The 18809-nt window shown below is 66.8% G+C and carries 20 protein-coding genes; 13 read left to right on the plus strand and 7 right to left on the minus strand.

Translation table 11 applies throughout. The features are described from left to right. The first annotated feature begins 133 nt into the window (after positions 1-133). The 3 genes from typA to AC1DF4_RS02465 all read left to right on the plus strand — a co-directional run bounded on the left by typA (position 134) and on the right by AC1DF4_RS02465 (position 3690). A complete protein-coding gene (gene typA / locus AC1DF4_RS02455) occupies positions 134-2062 on the plus strand; it encodes a translational GTPase TypA (RefSeq protein ID WP_056425584.1) in 1929 nt (642 codons plus the stop codon). A gap of 54 nt (positions 2063-2116) precedes the next feature. Further along, on the plus strand, positions 2117-2473 hold the full coding sequence (locus tag AC1DF4_RS02460; RefSeq protein ID WP_476911382.1) for a hypothetical protein: 357 nt from the start codon (positions 2117-2119) through the stop codon (positions 2471-2473). A gap of 407 nt (positions 2474-2880) precedes the next feature. After that, positions 2881-3690, plus strand: coding sequence for a type IV toxin-antitoxin system AbiEi family antitoxin domain-containing protein (locus AC1DF4_RS02465; RefSeq protein ID WP_476911383.1), 810 nt, complete (start codon positions 2881-2883; stop codon positions 3688-3690). A gap of 306 nt (positions 3691-3996) precedes the next feature. Here AC1DF4_RS02465 and AC1DF4_RS02470 read toward each other — a convergent pair whose 3' ends face one another. Continuing rightward, a complete protein-coding gene (locus AC1DF4_RS02470) occupies positions 3997-4260 on the minus strand; it encodes a putative acetyltransferase (RefSeq protein ID WP_476911384.1) in 264 nt (87 codons plus the stop codon). 166 nt (positions 4261-4426) lie between these two features. Here AC1DF4_RS02470 and fdxA point away from each other — a divergent pair, with 166 nt between their 5' ends. The 5 genes from fdxA (at position 4427) to AC1DF4_RS02495 (ending at position 8909) form a co-directional block, all read left to right on the plus strand. Beyond that, positions 4427-4753, plus strand: coding sequence for a ferredoxin (gene fdxA, locus AC1DF4_RS02475; RefSeq protein ID WP_056425597.1), 327 nt, complete (start codon positions 4427-4429; stop codon positions 4751-4753). 12 nt (positions 4754-4765) lie between these two features. Then, positions 4766-5914, plus strand: coding sequence for a succinyldiaminopimelate transaminase (gene dapC / locus AC1DF4_RS02480; protein WP_476911385.1), 1149 nt, complete (start codon positions 4766-4768; stop codon positions 5912-5914). Positions 5915-6142: 228 nt separating this feature from the next. Further along, entirely contained in the window at positions 6143-7426 is a 1284-nt protein-coding gene (locus tag AC1DF4_RS02485) for a citrate synthase (RefSeq protein WP_441404467.1), read from the plus strand. Positions 7427-7603: 177 nt separating this feature from the next. Next, entirely contained in the window at positions 7604-8239 is a 636-nt protein-coding gene (locus AC1DF4_RS02490) for a TetR/AcrR family transcriptional regulator (RefSeq protein WP_476911386.1), read from the plus strand. A gap of 58 nt (positions 8240-8297) precedes the next feature. After that, positions 8298-8909 carry a hypothetical protein gene (locus AC1DF4_RS02495; RefSeq protein WP_476911387.1) on the plus strand — a complete coding sequence of 204 codons (612 nt, stop codon included), beginning with the start codon at positions 8298-8300 and terminating at the stop codon, positions 8907-8909. Positions 8910-8914: 5 nt separating this feature from the next. Here AC1DF4_RS02495 and AC1DF4_RS02500 read toward each other — a convergent pair whose 3' ends face one another. Both AC1DF4_RS02500 and dapD read right to left on the minus strand, forming a co-directional pair. Continuing rightward, the gene (locus tag AC1DF4_RS02500; protein WP_476911388.1) at positions 8915-9766 is read right to left on the minus strand and encodes a hypothetical protein; all 852 of its coding nucleotides are present in this window, start codon (positions 9764-9766) and stop codon (positions 8915-8917) included. Positions 9767-9834: 68 nt separating this feature from the next. Further along, positions 9835-10845 (minus strand): 2,3,4,5-tetrahydropyridine-2,6-dicarboxylate N-succinyltransferase, encoded by a 1011-nt coding sequence (dapD, locus tag AC1DF4_RS02505; protein WP_476864057.1) that lies wholly within the window; start codon positions 10843-10845, stop codon positions 9835-9837. A gap of 88 nt (positions 10846-10933) precedes the next feature. Between dapD and dapE the strand changes: the two genes are divergently transcribed. Then, positions 10934-12085: a succinyl-diaminopimelate desuccinylase gene (gene dapE, locus AC1DF4_RS02510; protein WP_476911389.1), complete on the plus strand. Its 1152-nt coding sequence runs from the start codon at positions 10934-10936 to the stop codon at positions 12083-12085. Between the two features lie 105 nt (positions 12086-12190). Here the strand turns inward: dapE and AC1DF4_RS02515 are convergent, their stop codons facing one another. The 4 genes from AC1DF4_RS02515 to AC1DF4_RS02530 all read right to left on the minus strand — a co-directional run bounded on the left by AC1DF4_RS02515 (position 12191) and on the right by AC1DF4_RS02530 (position 15465). Next, positions 12191-13024, minus strand: coding sequence for an amino acid ABC transporter permease (locus AC1DF4_RS02515; protein ID WP_476911390.1), 834 nt, complete (start codon positions 13022-13024; stop codon positions 12191-12193). Then, positions 13021-13671: an amino acid ABC transporter permease gene (locus AC1DF4_RS02520; protein WP_476911391.1), complete on the minus strand. Its 651-nt coding sequence runs from the start codon at positions 13669-13671 to the stop codon at positions 13021-13023. Before AC1DF4_RS02520 ends, AC1DF4_RS02515 begins: the two co-directional genes overlap by 4 nt. 98 nt (positions 13672-13769) lie before the next feature. After that, positions 13770-14651 (minus strand): glutamate ABC transporter substrate-binding protein, encoded by an 882-nt coding sequence (locus tag AC1DF4_RS02525; RefSeq protein WP_476911392.1) that lies wholly within the window; start codon positions 14649-14651, stop codon positions 13770-13772. Between the two features lie 58 nt (positions 14652-14709). Beyond that, complete coding sequence (locus tag AC1DF4_RS02530) at positions 14710-15465, minus strand: amino acid ABC transporter ATP-binding protein (protein ID WP_476911393.1); 756 nt, start codon at positions 15463-15465, stop codon at positions 14710-14712. A gap of 205 nt (positions 15466-15670) precedes the next feature. Here AC1DF4_RS02530 and AC1DF4_RS02535 point away from each other — a divergent pair, with 205 nt between their 5' ends. The 4 genes from AC1DF4_RS02535 to AC1DF4_RS02550 all read left to right on the plus strand — a co-directional run bounded on the left by AC1DF4_RS02535 (position 15671) and on the right by AC1DF4_RS02550 (position 18774). Continuing rightward, positions 15671-16603 (plus strand): LOG family protein, encoded by a 933-nt coding sequence (locus tag AC1DF4_RS02535; RefSeq protein WP_476911394.1) that lies wholly within the window; start codon positions 15671-15673, stop codon positions 16601-16603. Between the two features lie 43 nt (positions 16604-16646). After that, positions 16647-17009, plus strand: coding sequence for a DivIVA domain-containing protein (locus AC1DF4_RS02540; RefSeq protein ID WP_476911395.1), 363 nt, complete (start codon positions 16647-16649; stop codon positions 17007-17009). A 116-nt stretch (positions 17010-17125) separates the two neighbouring features. Then, positions 17126-18373: a hypothetical protein gene (locus AC1DF4_RS02545; protein WP_476911396.1), complete on the plus strand. Its 1248-nt coding sequence runs from the start codon at positions 17126-17128 to the stop codon at positions 18371-18373. Between the two features lie 233 nt (positions 18374-18606). Beyond that, the gene (locus tag AC1DF4_RS02550) at positions 18607-18774 is read left to right on the plus strand and encodes a DUF3117 domain-containing protein (RefSeq protein ID WP_069949162.1); all 168 of its coding nucleotides are present in this window, start codon (positions 18607-18609) and stop codon (positions 18772-18774) included. The last annotated feature ends 35 nt before the right edge of the window (positions 18775-18809 follow it).

Below are 18809 nucleotides of genomic sequence, written 5' to 3' on the forward strand. Positions count from 1 at the left end.
TTAGGCCAATAAATGCCCTAGCGTTTAGAATGGATGAAGGTGCCCTGTGCCAAAGGGGCGTATCCGTCGTGCGTTCCGGTTGGAAATGTCGCGATACAACAGCTGACTTCACCACTGAATCGAGCAATAACGCATGTCTGAAACCACCACCAACACTGCGGTAGCCACTGCATCGCGCAGTGACCTGCGCAACGTCGCGATCGTGGCCCACGTTGACCACGGCAAGACCACGCTGGTCGACGCCATGCTCAAGCAGACCAACTCCTTTGCCGAGCACAACCACCTCGAAGACCGCGTCATGGACTCCGGTGACCTCGAGCGTGAAAAGGGCATCACGATCCTGGCCAAGAACACCACCGTGGCCTACAACGGACCGTCCTCCAAGGGCGAGACCATCACCATCAACGTCATCGACACCCCCGGCCACGCCGACTTCGGTGGCGAGGTCGAGCGCGGCCTGTCCATGGTCGACGGCGTTGTCCTCCTCGTTGACGCCTCTGAGGGCCCGCTGCCCCAGACCCGCTTCGTCCTCCGCAAGGCCCTCGCCGCCCACCTGCCGGTGATCCTGCTGGTCAACAAGACCGACCGCCCCGACGCGCGGATCGAAGAAGTTGTGCACGAGTCCATGGACCTGCTCCTGGGCCTGGCCTCCGACCTCGCCGACGAAGTTCCGGACCTCGACCTGGACAAGATCCTCAACGTCCCCGTCGTCTACGCCGCAGCCAAGGTTGGCCGCGCCTCCCTCGAGCAGCCCGCCGACGGCTCCGCTCCGGAGAACGAGGACCTGGAGCCGCTGTTCCAGGCCATCATCGAGCACATCCCGGCTCCGACGTACAACCCGAACGGTGTCCTGCAGGCGCACGTCACCAACCTGGACGCCTCCCCGTTCCTCGGCCGCCTCGCCCTGCTGCGCATCTACAACGGCACCCTGCGCAAGGGCCAGACCGTTGCCTGGGCCCGCGCCAACGGTGAGCTCAAGAACGTCAAGATCACCGAACTCCTCGCCACGAAGGCACTTGACCGCGTCCCGACCGATTCCGCCGGCCCCGGCGAGATCGTCGCCGTCGCCGGCATCGAGGAAATCACCATCGGTGAGACCCTGACCGACGCCGAGAACCCGCAGCCGCTGCCGCTGATCACCGTTGACGACCCGGCCATCTCGATGACCATCGGTATCAACACCTCCCCGCTGGCCGGCAAGGTCAAGGGCGCCAAGGTCACGGCCCGCCAGGTCAAGGACCGCCTGGACAAGGAACTGATCGGTAACGTCTCCATCAAGGTGCTCCCCACCGAGCGCCCCGACGCCTGGGAAGTCCAGGGACGTGGCGAGCTCGCGCTGGCCATCCTGGTCGAGCAGATGCGCCGCGAAGGCTTCGAGCTGACCGTCGGCAAGCCGCAGGTTGTCACCCGGACCGTTGACGGCAAGATCCACGAGCCGATGGAGCACATGACCATCGACGTGCCGGAAGAGTACCTCGGCGCCGTCACGCAGCTCATGGCCGCCCGCAAGGGCCGCATGACCAACATGGCCAACCACGGCACCGGCTGGTGCCGGATGGAGTTCATCGTTCCGGCCCGTGGCCTGATCGGTTTCCGCACCAAGTTCCTCACGGACACCCGCGGCGCCGGCATCGCAGCCTCGATCTCCGAGGGCTACGAGCCGTGGGCCGGCCCGATCGAGTACCGCACCAACGGTTCCATGATCGCCGACCGCGCCGGTGTTGTGACGCCGTTCGCCATGATCAACCTGCAGGAGCGCGGTTCCTTCTTCGTGAAGCCGACCTCCGAGGTGTACGAGGGCATGATCGTCGGCGAGAACTCCCGCGCCGACGACATGGACGTCAACATCACCAAGGAAAAGAAGCTCACCAACATGCGTGCGGCTTCCTCCGACACCTTCGAAAACCTGACGCCCCCGCGCGACCTCACCCTCGAAGAGTCCCTCGAATTCGCCCGCGAAGACGAGTGCGTTGAAGTTACCCCGGACTCCATCCGTATCCGCAAGGTCATCCTGGACACGAACGAGCGTGCCAAGGCCAACCGCGCCCGCGCGAAGGTCTAGTTTCCGCGTCCTGCGCTGAACAACGGGTCATTTGTGAATAAGAGAGCTGCCGGTATGGCAGGCGGTATTGCCGCCGCCGTGCCGGCAGCTCTTTTTGTTGCCCTCGCCGGCACGGTGCTGCACGGCCAGGACGTGCTCGTCGCCGGCGTCGAGGTGCCGTGGGGCGCCGCCGCCGCCCTGGTGCTGCTGGGCGCCGTCGAGCTGTGGCTCGGTGCCGCGTTCCGTTCCCCGCTTCCGACGGCGGCCTGCGGCGTCCTCTGCTACGCGCTGGCGGGCTGGTGGTCCACCCTCGGGGATGGCAAGCGCCTGATCATCGGCGACCTGGCCGGGAATCTCTGGATCTACGGCATCGCGGTGGTCACCCTCGTCATGCTGGCCTGGTGCCGCCGCTACAGGGAAACCCAGGCCTAGGGACCGCCGTCGTCCCGCGGCACCTCGGCCGTCCCACGGGACATGCCCATTATTCATCCCCGCCACGGGACATGCCGTTCGTTCATCCGCGCCACGGGACATGCCCACTCTTCACGGCTTCCCGTGGACATGGCGGCACTATGTCCATCGACGGCAGCCTCCGGGGGACATGCTCAATTTCCCCACCCGGGGGACATGCTCATTTGTGGCGGACGCGGGTGGGCATAGGGGCTGTATGTCCGCCTCCGACGCCGGCCGCGGGACATGCCCAGTGCTGGCCGCGGACCTGCCCCCAGCCTGGCCGCAGGGACATGTTCCTGGCCTTCCCCGAACAAGGGGCATGCCGTTTTGCACATAGCAGCGCCGGGCTCTGTTCCGCCCCCACGCTGCGGCGCCACCATGTCCGCATGGTCAATGTCATTAAAGTGCTTTCAACCTACGACGGCGTCGCCCGCGCCAAACACCTCGCTGCCGCGGGCGTCTCGGACGTCCAGCTCAGGTCGGCGCTGGCAAGCGGCGCAGTCTCCCGCGTGGCGCGCGGCGTCTACGCGCTGCCCGACGCCGATGCCCAGCTCACGGCCATTCGATCACTGCCGGCGGAACCCGCGTGCGTCACGGCAGCGCAAATCAGAGGACTCTGGGTCCTCGAGCCGCCCGGCCAGCCACATATTGCAGTCCCTCACAGCCGGCACTACCCAGGATTTGTCTGCCACCGGTCCGCCGCGCCGCCAACCCTGCTGGACACCGTGGTGCAAAGCCTTCGATGCCTGCCGGAACTCGACGGCCTCGTCATTGCCGAGTCAGCTGTCGTCGTCAAAGGCGTAACCCTCGCCGAGCTGCGGCAGCGGCTGACCGGCCGCAACGACGCGCGGGAGCGTCGAACGGTGAGCAGCATCGTCCCCCAATCGCAGTCCATCATCGAGTGTATGGCCCGGTACTGGCTACGGAGGGCCGGGTTCCATGTGGAGTCCCAGGTCAACATCCCGGGAATGGGCCATCTTGATCTCATGGTCGATGGCAGGCTCGGCATCGAGACCGACGGGGCAGGTTTCCATATGGACCGGACAAGCTTCGAGGAGGACCGGCGCCGGTGGAACGTCACCACGCGGCTCGGCATCCCGACCCTTGTGGTCAGCTACCCGTTACTCCTGAACCGGCCGGACGAGTTCATCGCCATGGTCCGCGAGGCACTAAACCGGCTCTCCGCGGCCGCATAACAATGGACATGCCCAGCTGGATCGCGACCGGCCCGAGGGGCATGTCCACTCTTCGCAGTCCCCGCTGGACATATCACTCGGTTCGCGGCCAAACCCAAATGAGCATGTCGACTGCTGACATTGGGGAGCGGACATAGTGGCATTATGTCCACTCGCCGAGGCCGGGGGAGAGCATGTCCGGGCGGAGGGCAACGAGGGGGTGGACAGAGGGGAGCGCATGTCCTTGGTTTGTGGCCGGGACCGCGGGGCTTGTCCAGTGGTGGCGGCGGAGGATGTACATAGCGGGGTTATGTCCAATGGCCGGCGCTAGGGGAGGGCATGTCCTCCGGGAGTGGTCCGCGGGGCCCGCCGCGGCGGCGCTGGCGGGACCTGCTTGGCGGCCACCACCAGCGGCAGGGGAATCACGACGTCGGACCGCCGGGTCCGCACGGTGCAGTCGCCGTCGGTGCGTGCCACCAGCTCGCCCAGCGCGTCCGTCATCCCGCCCTCGATCCGGTACCGGACCACCACCCGGGTGCCAATGCCGACGGCGGCCAGGAACGCTTGGGGCGGCGGCATCGAGGAACTCACTTGTTCATACTAGGTCCGGTAGATTCAAGAGTGCGGACCCGTGTGACGCCCGGCTAGGTTCGCGGGAACAGGCTGGGAGATAATAGGCTCAGAAGTCAGCAGCCGGCGCTCAGGCCGGGAGCAGTGATCCGGCGGTCGCCGGAACCAACGTGGAGAGGCCAGGGACGTGACGTACGTAATCGCGCAGCCGTGTGTAGATGTCAAAGACAAGGCATGTATTGAAGAGTGCCCCGTCGACTGCATCTATGAGGGCGAGCGTTCCCTGTACATCCATCCCGACGAGTGCGTGGACTGCGGTGCCTGCGAGCCGGTCTGCCCCGTCGAAGCGATCTACTACGAGGATGACACCCCCGAAGAATGGGCCGACTACTACAAGGCCAACGTTGAATTCTTCGATGTCCTGGGGTCCCCGGGCGGGGCCGCGAAGGTCGGCAACACCCACACCGACCACCCGATGATCGCTGCGCTTCCGCCGCAGAACCAAGAGAGCTAGGGCGGGTCGCCGGTGACCTCTGCGCTGCGCAGCTTCGGCCTCAGCCTGCCCGACTATCCGTGGGAAGCCATGGCGCCGTACCTCGCCAGGGCCGCCGAACACCCCGGGGGAGCAGCCAACCTGTCCATCGGAACCCCGGTGGACGCCACCCCCGAGGTGGTGCAGGACGCCCTGCGCGCAGCAGCCAACGCCCCCGGCTACCCCACGGTCCACGGCACGGCCGGGCTGCGGGAAGCCATCGCGGCGTGGTTTGAACGCCGCCGCGGCGTTCCCGGCCTGGACCCGCAGGACATTATGCCCACGGTCGGCTCCAAGGAACTCGTGGCCTGGCTCCCGTTCCTGCTGGGCCTCAAACCGGGCGACGTCGTCGTCCGCCCCACGGTCGCGTACCCCACGTACGACATCGGCGCCACGTTCGCCGGCGCGGAGCACATCGCCGCGGACGACCTGGATGAGCTCGACGCCGCCACCCGGGCGCGGGTGCGCCTGGTCTGGGTCAACTCCCCGGCAAACCCGACGGGCAGCGTCCGCGACGCCGAATCGCTGCGCCGGATCGTCCGGCAGGCCCGGGAACTCGGCGCCGTCGTGGCCTCGGACGAGTGCTACGCCGAACTCGGCTGGGGCGAATGGGATGTCCAGCGCGGCGGCACGCCGGTGCCCAGCATCCTGGACCCGCGCGTCGCGGAGGGCTCCCATGAGGGCCTCCTGGCGGTGTACTCGCTGAGCAAGCAGTCCAACCTGGCCGGCTACCGCGCTGCCTTTGTCGCCGGGGACCCCGCCATCATGGCGAACCTCGTCAACAGCCGCAAACACGCGGGCATGATCGTCCCGTACCCCGTGCAGGAAGCCATGCGGGTGGCCCTCGGCGACGACGCCCATGTCCAGGCCCAGAAGGATCTCTACCGCGGACGCCGGGAACGGATCGTGCCTGCGCTGGAGCGCTTCGGACTGGCCATCCACGAGTCGCGGGCCGGACTCTACCTCTGGGCCACCGCGGGCGAAGCCACCTGGGATACGGTCGGCCGGCTCGCGGACCGCGGGATCGTCGTCGGCCCGGGCGTGTTCTACGGCGACGCCGGCAACGGATTCGTCCGCGTCGCGCTGACGGCCAGTGACGAGCGGATCGACGCCGCGGCGGCCCGTCTGGCCACAGGGCCGTAACAATGCTGTGACGCGTACCACAACTGGCGCGTTTTAGGTGGTTCCGGAGGGCCTTGGATTAGTGCCACCCGGAAACTGCCGGTAGTTTTTAACTGACTATCAATGGTGGCTTTCCACAAGAAGGCAGCGCAGCCGTTGGAATCCGTGTCTAAAACAGGTTCCGTGGGCGGCTTCACCAGAAGTTGGACCAGCTTTCTACAGAGGCCCCGACGCCTCAGAGGAGACTCCATGACTGAGACCACCAGCGCAACCCTGCGCCATGCCGGCGGCGAGCTCGAACTCCCGCGCATCCAGGTTGTAGAAGGAAACGAAGGCTACGACGTTTCCAAGCTGCTGAAGCAGACCGGCGCCGTTGCCTTTGACCCCGGCTTCATGAACACCGCCGCAACCACCTCCGCCATCACCTACATCGACGGCGACGCCGGTGTCCTGCGGTACCGCGGCTACCCGATCGAGCAGCTCGCCCAGCACTCAAGCTTCCTCGAAGTTTCCTACCTGCTGATCTACGGCAACCTGCCGAGCGCCACGGAGCTGGAAGCGTTCGACCAGCGGATCCGCCACCACACCCTGCTGCACGAAGAGTTGAAGGGCTTCTTCAGCGGCTTCCCGCGCGACGCCCACCCGATGCCCGTGCTGTCCTCGGCCGTGTCCGCGCTCTCCACGTTCTACCAGGACTCGCTGGACCCCTTCAACGCCGAGCAGGTGGAAGTTTCCACCTACCGCCTGCTGGCCAAGATGCCGGTCATCGCCGCCTACGCCCTGAAGAAGAGCATTGGCCAGCCCATGCTCTACCCGGACAATTCCCACAACCTCGTGGAAAACTTCCTGCGCCTGAGCTTCGGCCTGCCTGCCGAGCAGTACGAGGTGGACCCGGTGGTCGCCAAGGCGCTGGACCTGCTCCTGATCCTGCACGCCGACCACGAGCAGAACTGTTCCACCTCCACGGTCCGGCTGGTCGGCTCCTCCAACGCGAACCTCTTCGCCTCCGTGTCCGCCGGCATCAACGCCCTCTTCGGCCCCGCCCACGGCGGCGCCAACGAGGCCGTGCTGAAGATGCTGCGCCAGATCCAGGCCGACGGCACCAGGCCCGAGGATTACATGGAAAAGGTCAAGAACAAGGAGGACGGCGTCCGCCTCATGGGCTTCGGGCACCGCGTCTACAAGAACTATGACCCGCGCGCCAAGATCGTCAAGGCCACGGCCCACGAGATCCTCACGAAGCTCGGCGGCAACGACGAACTCCTCGACATCGCCCTGCGCCTCGAAGAGAAGGCCCTGAATGATGACTACTTCATCCAGCGCAAGCTCTACCCGAACGTGGACTTCTACACCGGCCTGATCTACAAGGCCATGGGCTTCCCGGAGAAGATGTTCACCGTGCTCTTCGCGATCGGACGCCTTCCGGGCTGGATCGCACAGTGGCGCGAAATGATCAGCGACCCCAACACCAAAATCGGCCGCCCGCGCCAGCTTTACATCGGCGAGCCGGAGCGCAACTACCCTTCGGTGTAGTCCGCCACCACCACGGCAGCACGACGCCGGCCGCGCACCTTTCGAAGGTGCGCGGCCGGCGTCGTTGTGTCCGGGAGCAGCGCCGGGGACGGGAAATTTCGGTATTTGTGCAGGTGGGAAGCCTGCCGGCCGGTGTGGCCCGCCGCCGTCGGTGCACATCCGTGCTAAAAAAGACTAATGCCCAAATTTGTCGACGCCGCTTTGCGGCGCCAGGAAGTGGTCGAAGCGGTCTTCCGGATCGTCGCAGCAGACGGACTCGAAAGGGCTTCGCTCCGCGAAGTCGCGGACGAGGCGGAACTGGCCGTCGGATCGGTCCGGCACTATTTCGCCAGCAGTGATGAACTCCTGGCCCACTCCTTCGGCGTCGTCGTGGACCGGATCGTTGGCCGCCTGACAGTCGCGGATGACCGCCTCGCGGAGGCGCAGCCCGGCACCCCGGAACACCACCAGGGCGTGTTAACCCTGCTGGGTGAGCTGCTTCCCCTCGATGAGGAACGCGCGGTCGACGCCTGTGTCTGGATGGCGTTCAAAAACGCGGCCAGGACCAAGCCGTTCCTGGCCGCGGAAGCCGATCGGAGCCACCGCGCCGTCGCTGCGATCGTCGGGAGGCTCGTGATGGAGGTGTCGTCCGCCGCCAACACCGGAGCTGTGGACCAGCAGCGGCTGGTCACCGAGGCGGAGCGGCTGCTGGCCACCCTGGACGGGCTCACCATGCACGCCCTCCTGCAGCCCGAATGGATGACCGCGCAGATGTGCGGCGACGTGCTGGAGTCCCATCTCAGCGGACTGGGCAGCTACGCTGGCAGACATTAACGTGCGTTTGCTTGAGTAATAGACTGGGAACGTACGTCTTGCCAAGGGAGGCAATTGGATGCACCACACAGGCGGGCCGGGCTGGCGGATCACCATGGACACTTCGGGTCCGATGCTCATTGCACTTTACGTTCGCGACGCCGCCGGCCTGGACAGTGCTGGGCATCCGGCACTCTGCCACGCGGCACCGAAGATCCGTCCTGCGGACCACGGCCACCTCATTGCCGAGGTAGGCGGTCAGAGCGCGCTGAAGACCGAGTGGGAAGCCTGGTGGGAGCAGCTCCTGAAGGCGCATCCCGAGATGTCGCCGGAACTGGGCCCGCCCGGCTTCCGGAGCTTCAGCAATTCCCCCGCCCTCCGGCGTGTGCTGCAGGCGCATTTCGGGGCTGCCCTGTCGTGGGCCCGGGAGCGCCGCGGCGAGTACCTGGCCCTGGAAGCCGAACGCGAGGCCGCCGGCGGCGTGCAGTTGCTCCAGGACATGGTGGATGACCGGCTGCTCGAAGTCGGCCGGGCCGCCAACGACTTCTCTTTGACCATCATCGAGCTGCCACTGGCAGAGCCGCGGGCCTGGTATCTGGAGCCCGACAAAATCATCATGAGCTCCGACCTGCTGTCCCAGCCCGAACTTTTCCGCAGCTACGTGCAGCCCGTGGTGGACCTGCTGGTCTGAGCGGCTTACTGCGCCGGTGCGTCGGCGACAGTGATCCGGACCTGGCCCGCCGGCACCTCGGAGGGCTGCCAGCCGTTGCGGTCCTGCCGCGTCCAGCGGCGGCCATCCGCGTGGACGTCAATGATGGACAGCGCTTTGGCGTTGGCAACCGCCCACTGCGCCACGGCCCAGGCCCGGGGCCCCTCGGCATCCAGCACGAGGGTGCTGCCATCCAGGGAAGCCGGATCGCCGCCGAAGGCCGCGGCCAGCCGTTCCTGCACTACGGCCGGGTCTCCTGCCTCCTCGGGGGCGCGCAGCGAGCAGTCGAGGCCGGCGGCGGTCTGGCCGGTCAGCGAGGAAGCGAAGGCGCGGGCCATGACCTCGTGCTGGGCGTAGGCGTCGGGGTACGCGGAGCGCTGGACACGCTGGGCGGCGTCGGTGATGTCCAGCGTCTGGTAGCCGGGAACCTTCACGAGGGCATCGTAGAAGGCGTTGCTGGCGTGGTAGGGGTCCATCACCTGCTCCATGGTGCCCCAGCCCTGCGAGGGGCGCTGCTGGAAGAGCCCGCGGGAGTCCGGGCCGGCCTGGTCGCCGTGGCTGATGTTCCGGATCTTGGATTCCTGCATGGCCGTGGCCAGCGCGATGCTGGCTGCCCTGGCCGGGAGCCCGCGGCGGACGGCGACGGCGGTAATGAGGCCGGCGTTGGCGGCCTGGTCCGTCGCGAGTTCGGCGCTGCCGCCGCCGGCAGCCGTGCATCGTTCGCTGACGAGGACCTCGGACCGCTGCACGAAGGCAACCGCCGTGTAGATGCCGCCCACGACCATCGCCAGGGTCAGCAGCAGCACGATCCAACGGCGCAAGCTGCCTCTGCGTGCCACGAAACGACTCCCTCAGGCCCTTCCGGGCCGGTGCATTCTTCTAACGGTTCGGCTTTCCGCACCCAACCTTAGTTGGTGTGCAGCGCCTCGTTGAGTTCGACGGTCTGCCCCTTGCGCGGGAGGACCTCGACCTGGCCGGTGGAGGAGTTGCGGCGGAAGAGCAGGTTGGGGACACCGGAGAGCTCGACGGCCTTGACGATCTGGCTGGTGTCCTCGCCGTCGGCGTCCTTGGCCCCGACGACGCGGACGCGGGTTCCGGCGGTGACGTAGAGGCCGGCCTCGACGACGGAGTCGTCGCCGATGCTGATGCCCACGCCCGAGTTGGCGCCCAGCAGCACACGTTCGCCCAGGGAGATCTTTTCCTTGCCGCCGCCGGACAGGGTGCCCATGATCGAGGCGCCGCCGCCGACGTCGGACCCGTCACCGGTGACGACGCCGGCGGAGATGCGGCCTTCCACCATCGACGTGCCCAGGGTGCCCGCGTTGAAGTTGACGAAGCCTTCATGCATGACGGTGGTGCCCTCGGCCAGGTGCGCGCCGAGGCGGACCCGGTCGGCGTCGGCGATCCGGACGCCGGAGGGGATGACGTAGTCCACCATGCGGGGGAACTTGTCCACGCCGTAGACGGTGACGGCGCCGCGCCTGCGCAGCCGGGCGCGGGTCAGTTCGAAGCCTTCGACGGCGGCGGGCCCGAAGTTGGTCCACACGACGTTGGGGAGCTTGCCGAAGATCCCGTCCAGGTTGATGCTGTTGGGCTGCACCAGGCGGTGCGAGAGGAGGTGGAGGCGCAGGTAGGCGTCAGCAGTGTCGGCCGGTGCCTCGTCGAGGTGGATCTGCACGAACACGACCTGCTGCTCGGTGCCCCGGTCGGCGTCGGCCCCGGTGCTGGCGATGTCGAGCAGCGACTGGTCCGCGTTGGCCACGTCGCGGAGGTTCTCCGCTGCTGTTCCGAGTGCCGGTGCCGGGTACCAGACGTCCAGCACGGTGGCTGCACCGTTGCCGGTGGCGATTGTGGCGACGCCATAGCCATAGGCGGAGCGGGTGTCTGCGGGCACAGCGGAAGAAGCGGTTTCAGTCATGCCACAAGTCTATAGACGGCGCCCGCCCACCCCGAAACCCGTGACGAATGGGCAGGGGCCCGGGCAGGACAGCGGATAAAGTGGGACGGTGACTGCCCCGGACTTGAACGCGAACCCGAACTCCCGCCCCCACGCCGCCCGCCTGGACCTGCACCAGGACGTGGCGCTGCTGACCGCCAGGCTCCTCGACATCAACAGCGTTTCCGGTGCGGAGGGGGAGCTGGCCGACGCCGTGGAGCATGCCCTCCGCTCGATCCCGCAGCTGGAGCTGGTCCGCGACGGCGATTCGATCATCGCCCGCACCAACCTGGGCCGTGCCGAGCGCGTCATCCTGGCCGGCCACCTGGATACGGTACCCCTGCCGGCCACGGAAGGATCCCTTGGGACGGTCCCGTCGTACTGGCCCTCAGGAGCGCCCGGCGAGGGGATCCTCTACGGCCGCGGTGCCACCGACATGAAGGGCGGCGTCGCGGTGCAGCTGGCACTGGCCGCGGCCTTGTTCGACGGCGGGGCGGAGCCGGACAAGGACGTCACCTTTGTCTTCTACGACCACGAGGAAGTCGAGGCCGTCAAGAGCGGGCTTGGCCGGCTGGTCCGCAACCACGGCGGTCTCCTGGGCGGCGACTTCGCGATCCTGCTGGAACCCACGGACGGAACGGTGGAGGGCGGGTGCAACGGCACCATCCGCTTCGAAGCGACAACGGTGGGCGAAGCCGCGCATTCCGCCCGGGCCTGGATGGGCAGCAACGCGATCCACGCCGCGGCCCCGATCCTGGCCCGGCTTGCCGCGTACGAGCCCCGGACCGTCACCGTGGACGGCCTGGACTACCGGGAAAGCCTCAACGCCGTGAAGGTCAACGGCGGGACCGCCGGCAACGTCATCCCGGACCGGTGCGTCGTGGAGATCAACTATCGGTTCGCCCCGGACAAGACTCCTGACGAGGCGGAACAGCACGTTCGGGAACTGCTGGAAGGGTTCGACGTCGTCCGCACCGACAGCGCCGCCGGCGCCCGTCCCGGCCTCACCCACCCCGCCGCGGCGTCCTTCGTCGCCGCCGTCGGTGCCGAGCCGAAGCCGAAGTACGGCTGGACCGACGTCGCACGTTTCAGCGAGCTGGGCATCCCGGCGGTGAACTTCGGGCCCGGCGACCCCCTGCTGGCGCACAAGGACAACGAACACGTCGACGCCGATGCGATCCGCGAATGCCTGCGGGCGCTGCGGAGCTGGCTTACGGACTAGGGCCGGAGCTGATACCGCAGGTACCGCAACAGCAACACAAAAGGTCCGGAACCCCTCTCGGGATTCCGGACCTTTCTGTGTCAGGAGCAGCCTGCTGGCTGCGGATTACTTGGCGGGGATCCCGGCGACGGGAACGTGCACCACGCCGCCGGCGGCCTTCTTGGAGCCGCGCCTCTCGATCCAGATCGCCAGGCGGGACACGGAGAAGTTGATGGCAATGTAGATTGCCGCCGCCACGAAGAACACCGGGAACAGGTAATCCGGTCCGAGGAAGTCGGCCATGATCTGTACTTTGCGGAGCAGTTCCTCGTAGGACACGATGTAGCCCAGCGAGGTGTCCTTCAGGAGCACCACGAGCTGCGCCACGAGGGACGGCAGCATGCGCCGGATCGCCTGCGGCAGTTCAATGCTGCGCCGCGAGGCGAAGCTGGTGAGACCGATCGCGAGGCCGGCTTCACGCTGGCCCTTCGGCAGGGACTGGATGCCGGCGCGGATGATCTCGGCGAAGATCGCCGAGTTGTACAGCACCAGGCCGGCGACGACGGCGGTGAAGGAACCGGTCGCAAACACTAGCAGCACGAAGAACATCATGAGGACCACGGGCATGCCGCGCAGGAATTCCAGCACGATCCGGGTGGGGATGCGGATCCAGGCGACGTCGGAGATGCGCATGAGGCACAGCACCAGGCCCAGCGGGAACGCGATGACCGCGGCGACCGCGGCGGCGGTGAGGGTGGCGCCGATGCCGTTGCCGATCAGCACCCAGACATCCGGAATCTGGAAGACGGCCCAGCGTTCTGGTTCGAAGATGCCCTGCTGGGCGAGGATGGAGATGGCCCACCAGAGCAGCCCGGCAATCGCGACGACGCCGATGACGGAGCCGATCAGGGAGACACGGCGGGCCTTGGGGCCGGGGACGTCGTAAAGGACCGAAGTCATCGGGCAATCGCCACCTTTCGTTCAACCAGGTTGGCGAAGTAGCCAAGCGGGACGGTTATCAGCAGGTAGAAGAACGCGACACCGACGAGGACCCATAGCACGGCGTCGCCGTTGGCATTGGCGAGCTGACGGCCGGTGCCGAAGAGCTCCAGGACGTAGAAGGCGCCGGCCACCGAGGAGTTCTTCACCAGGGCGATGAGGATGTTGATCATGGGCGGGATCACCGTGCGCAGGGCCTGCGGCAGGATGATCAAGGTGAGGACCTGGCTGAACTTCATGCCGATGCTGCGGGCGGCTTCGGCCTGTCCGACCGGGACGCTGTTGACGCCGGAGCGCACCGCTTCGGCGATGAAGGCCGAGGTGTAGGCGCTCAGCGCGATGATGGCGGCGACCTCGAACTGCTGGAACGTCACCCCAAGCCGGGGAAGGACCACTGCGGCGAAGAAGAACGCGATAGTCAGCGGGGTGTTCCGGACGATCTCCACGTACGTCATGCTGAAGCCGCGCAGGGCGGCGATGGGCGAGACGCGGGCTGCTGCGAGCAGGGTTCCGAAAATCAGTGCGAAGATCCCCGAGACCACGGACAGGAAGAGGGTTCTGAGAAAACCGTCCCAATACGCGGGGAGGTTATCAATGATGACGTCCATAGGTTCCTTAGGCTGCCTTGACGGGAGTGGTGCGGGAGACGGGAATGGCGGTTGCCGGGGCCGCGTCGGGCGCGTGCCCCGGCAACCGCCACACCTGCCTAGTAACGGTTGATCGTGGGAAGTGCGGGAGTGGTCTTGATGACCGTTCCGGCGGTGGTTTCCCAGGCCTTCTTGTAGGAACCGTCCTTTTCGGAGGCTTCCAGCTGGTCGTTGATCCACATGCGGAACGCGGTGTCGTCCTTCTTCAGGCCGATGCCGTAGGGCTCCTTGGTGAAGGTCTGATCCGAGGCCAGCTTGAAGGCGTCCGGTTCCTTGGACACGAAACCGGCAAGGATGACGTTGTCGGTGGTGATCGCTTCGACCTGCTTGTTGCGCAGCGGCTCGAGGCAGGCGGAGTAGGTGGCAGCCGGGACGAGGACTGCTCCGTACTTCTCGACGATCGTGGCGGCCGGGGTGGAACCGGTCACGGAGCAGACGTTCTTGCCCTTGACGTCTTCGGGCTTGGTGATGGTGGTGTTGTCCTTGTTCACCATCAGGGCCTGGCCGGCCTCGTAGTACGGTCCGGCGAAGTCGACTTCGGTCTTGCGCTTGTCGTTGATCGTGTAGGTGGCGACGATCATGTCGACCTTGCCCTGCTTGATGAACTGCTCGCGGTTGGCGGAGACGGTCTCCACCCACTCGATCTTGTCGGCGGGGATGCCGAGCTTTGCGGCGATCAGCTTGCCGATTTCCACGTCGAAACCGATGGGCTTGCCGTCGAGGCCCTTCTGGCCGAACAGCGGCTGGTCGAACTTGGTGCCGATGACGATTTTGCCGGCGGATGAAAGCTTGGCCATGGTGGTATCGGCCGCGAAGCTCGGCTTCTCGGCGACAGGCGGGTTGGACGTGGTGCTGCTGCCGCCGCAGGCGCTCAGGCTGAGTGCCAGAGCCGCGGACGCGGCAACCAGAAGGGATTTCCTTCGGGTCAAAAATGCCTTCATGACATTCCTTTCATTGGACGGCCGCCTTGCGGCGGCCAGGGTGCGAACTCGTCAGGGATCAGTGGGTCAGCAGCTTGGAGAGGAAGTCCTTGGCGCGGCTGGTCTTGGGGTGGTTGAAGAACTCGTCGGGGGTGTCATCCTCGACGATCTGGCCGGCGTCCATGAAGATCACGCGGTCAGCGGCCTTGCGGGCGAAGCCCATCTCGTGGGTGACCACGATCATGGTCATGCCTTCCTTGGCCAGCTGGATCATGACGTCGAGGACTTCGTTGATCATTTCCGGGTCCAGGGCGGAGGTGGGCTCATCGAAGAGCATGACCTTCGGTTTCATGGCCAGGGCGCGGGCAATGGCCACGCGCTGCTGCTGCCCGCCGGAGAGCTGCGCCGGCAGTTTGGGGGCCTGGTGCCCGACGCCGACGCGTTCCAGCAGCGCCATGGCGTCCTTGTCGGCTTCGGTCTTCGAGAGGCCCTTGACCTTGATGGGGCCGAGGGTGACGTTCTCGAGGATCGTCTTGTGGGCGAAGAGGTTGAACGACTGGAAGACCATGCCGACGTCGGCCCGCAGCTTGGCGAGTTCCTTGCCCTCTTCGGGCAGTTCCTTGCCGTCGATCTTGATGACGCCGTCGTCGATGGTCTCCAGACGGTTGATGGCCCGGCAAAGTGTCGACTTGCCGGAACCCGACGGTCCGATGACAACAACAACCTCGCCCTTGCGGACGTTCAGGTTGATGTCCTTCAGGACGTGCAACTGGCCGTAATGCTTATTGACGGCGTTCAGGGAGACGAGCGCGTCGCCGGGCACTTGAGTAGTCATAAGAAGAATCTAGCGAACATTACGGGTTTATGACCGCAATCACTCCTACTTCCTACGGATCGTGATTCAAGAGATACCTGCAGGTCAGACTGCTTGAGAGGGGATCCGGCAGCGGGTGGTGCCGGACGGGCGATCCGGTGCCGCCGCCCGCGCACCAGTGCCGCGCCGGACGGGCGCGGGCGAATTTCCGCGCTAACCTGTGGGCATGAGTACCGATCCGCAGCCCCAGGGAGCCACAGCACCAGCCGGAAAGTCCGCCGGGAAGCCGGCCGGGGGGAAGGCTGGCCAGAGCGCCGGGCCGGCCGGCGGTAAGACCTCCGCCGAACCCCGCGACACGCCGCCCCCTGCCGGGATCCGGCATAAGGGGCCGCTGGAGCTGCGGCGCAAGGCCGCCAAGGTGACGATGTCGGACCGGACCCTGCTGGACACGAAGGGGCCCGGCCAGTTCGTCCACACGGACCCGTGGCGCGTATTGAGGATCCAGAGCGAGTTCGTCGAAGGGTTCGGCGCCCTGGCCGACCTTGGCCCGGCCGTCAGCGTCTTCGGCTCGGCACGGACCGTGCCCGGCAGCCAGAACTACGAACTCGCCGTCGAAGTCGGGCGCCAACTGGCCGAAGCCGGGCTGGCCGTCATCACCGGTGGCGGTCCCGGCTCGATGGAGGCCGCCAACAAGGGGGCGGTGCAGGGCAACGGGGTGTCAGTGGGGCTCGGCATCGAACTGCCCTTCGAGCAGGGGATGAACCAGTGGGTGGACCTGGGGATCAACTTCCGGTACTTCTTCGCCCGCAAGACCATGTTCGTCAAATACGCCCAAGGCTTCATCGTGCTGCCGGGCGGCCTCGGAACCCTGGACGAACTCTTCGAAGCAATGGTCCTCGTCCAGACCCGCAAGGTGACGTCCTTCCCGATTGTCCTGCTCGGAACGGCGTTCTGGAGCCCGATGGTGGAATGGATCCAGACCACGCTCGTTGCCGAAGGCATGGTGTCCGAGGAGGACCTGGACCTGCTGCAGGTTGTGGACGATCCGGCGCTCGCCGTGGAGCTGGTGGTGGAAGGGGCCGCCCGGCACCGGAACCCCAACGGCAGCAGCACCGGCAACGGGACCGGGCCCGCAAACCCCGGCGGCACGCGGGGCTGACAGCCCACCCGCCGGACCCGCCGCCGTCTGGCACGATGGGGGAGTGAGTTTCTTCCTGGTCTTCCTTGCGATTGCGCTGGTCGGCGCCGCGTTTCTCCTCGGTACCGGCAGGGCCTCGAAAGTCTTCCGCGGCCGACGCGGGGCGGACGGGCGGGGCCTGCGCGCCCTTGATGACGGCTTTGACCAGCCGGTCGCCAACCTCCCGCCCGTGCTGCTGCCGGCCAAGGTGGAACCGTCCGACGTCGACCGTCTCCGTTTCGCCGTGGGCCTGCGGGGGTACCGGATGGACCAGGTGGACCAGGTGCTTGACGAATTGCGGGACCAGCTCGCCGCCAGGGACCGGCGCGTAGCGGATCTGTCCGCCGAACTGGGACGCCTCCGGGACGAACCCGAGCAGGCTCCGTGAGCGGTGAACACCCCCGGGCGGAGGCGCCGGAAACTGTACCGCGGCAACACCGCGACGTTTTGGGAGCCCGGGCCGGGAGCCCGGCGCTGCAAGGCCCTACCGCTGCGGCCTGGGGCGTGGCCGCAGCAGCCGGCGCCCGCGTCGCGCGCTGGCCCTGGTGGGTCCAGGTGGGCGGACTCTATGTGGCGGCCCGGCTCGTCAGCGCCTGCATCTTTATGGCCGCCGCCCTGCACCAGGGCGTCAACCCCTGGTTTCCCGCCAAGCCGGACTATTGGTCCTTCGTCAATATCTGGGATGCCCGCTGGTACGGCGAGGTCCTCCAGAACGGCTACCCGGATGTCCTCCCGACCGACGGGGCGGGCAATGTGCAGGAGAACGCCTGGGCGTTCTACGCGCTGTTTCCGTTCCTGGGCCGGGCGGTCGCCGGGCTGACCGGCATGCACCCGGCGTTCACGCTCACGCTCATCGCCATGGTGTCCGGGCTGGGTGCGGCGCTGGTCATCTACCGACTGTTCCGGCTCAGGGCGTCGCACCGCACGGCGCTCTGGGCCACCGTGTTCGTGGCCACCTTTCCTGTCTCGCCGGTGCTCCAGGTGCCGTACGCCGAGTCCCTGAACCTGCTCCTGCTGGCCGCCGCCCTGCTGCTGGTGGTGGAACGCCGCTACCTGTGGGCGATGCCCGTCGTTGTGCTGCTGTGCCTGTCCCGGCCGACCGGCGTTCCGTTCGCGGCGACGGTGGGGCTGCTGTTCCTGTACCGGCTGTGGCAGGCCTACTCCGCCGGCCGGGAACGCGCACGCGGGGAGGCCCCCGGCGTGCGGGAAGCCGGGCAGCCCGGGCCTGTGCCGCACAGCGGCCGCCAGCTCTGGTCGCTGGCGGGGCTGACGGCGGTCAGCGGAATCGGCGCCCTTCTGTGGCCGGCCATCGCCTGGGCCGTCACCGGCGACATCCAGGCCTACACGAAGACCGAGACCGTGTGGCGCGGGCACGACCTGGTGCCGTTCAAGCCCTGGTTCGACACCGGCATCCTGCTCTTCGGCCCGGTACTGGGGGTGCTGGCGCCGTTCCTCTTCGTGGCACTGTTCACCCTGTTGATGATGTGCCGCCCGGTGCGCGCGTTGGGCATGGAGTTGCGGCTCTGGTGCGCCTGCTACATGGGCTACCTGCTGCTTTTTCTGCACCCGCAGACCAGCACGTTCCGGATGCTGCTCCCGCTCTTCCCGCTGGCCCTCAGCGCGGCACTCATCTCCCGGTCCCGCGCATACCGCGGCACGGTGGTCATCATGTTCCTGCTGCTGCAGATTGTCTGGATCGTCTGGCTGTGGGCCTGGGCGCCGCTGCCCGGCGGAGGGGACTATCCGCCGTGACGCGCGGCACCTTTTCCGGCTGCCGGCCCGGCCCCGCGCGGCGCGTCGGAAAGTCCAACGATTAGCTACAGCCGCGTTGTTACGCGATAATAGAAGGTAAGCAAGGACAAGAAGCAAACTGAGTATATGGCCCTGATGGCTTCCATCACGGCCCGCCGGGCAGCTTGATTGACTAAGCGGACGCAGCCCGGCCGGGCTGGTATGTCACTGGACTAATGGAGGGGATATTCCTTATGGCGGCTATGAAACCACGCACCGGCGACGGCCCGATGGAAGTTACCAAAGAAGGGCGCAGCTTGATCATGCGCGTCCCGCTCGAAGGCGGCGGGCGGCTCGTGGTCGAACTCAACTCCGCCGAAGCTACCAATTTGAAGGAATGCCTCGTCGGCGTTACCGAGTAGCCTCACTGCACGTTTTGACAGAGGGCGGGGTCCGC

This window comes from Arthrobacter sp. 05N429 (assembly GCF_056397045.1).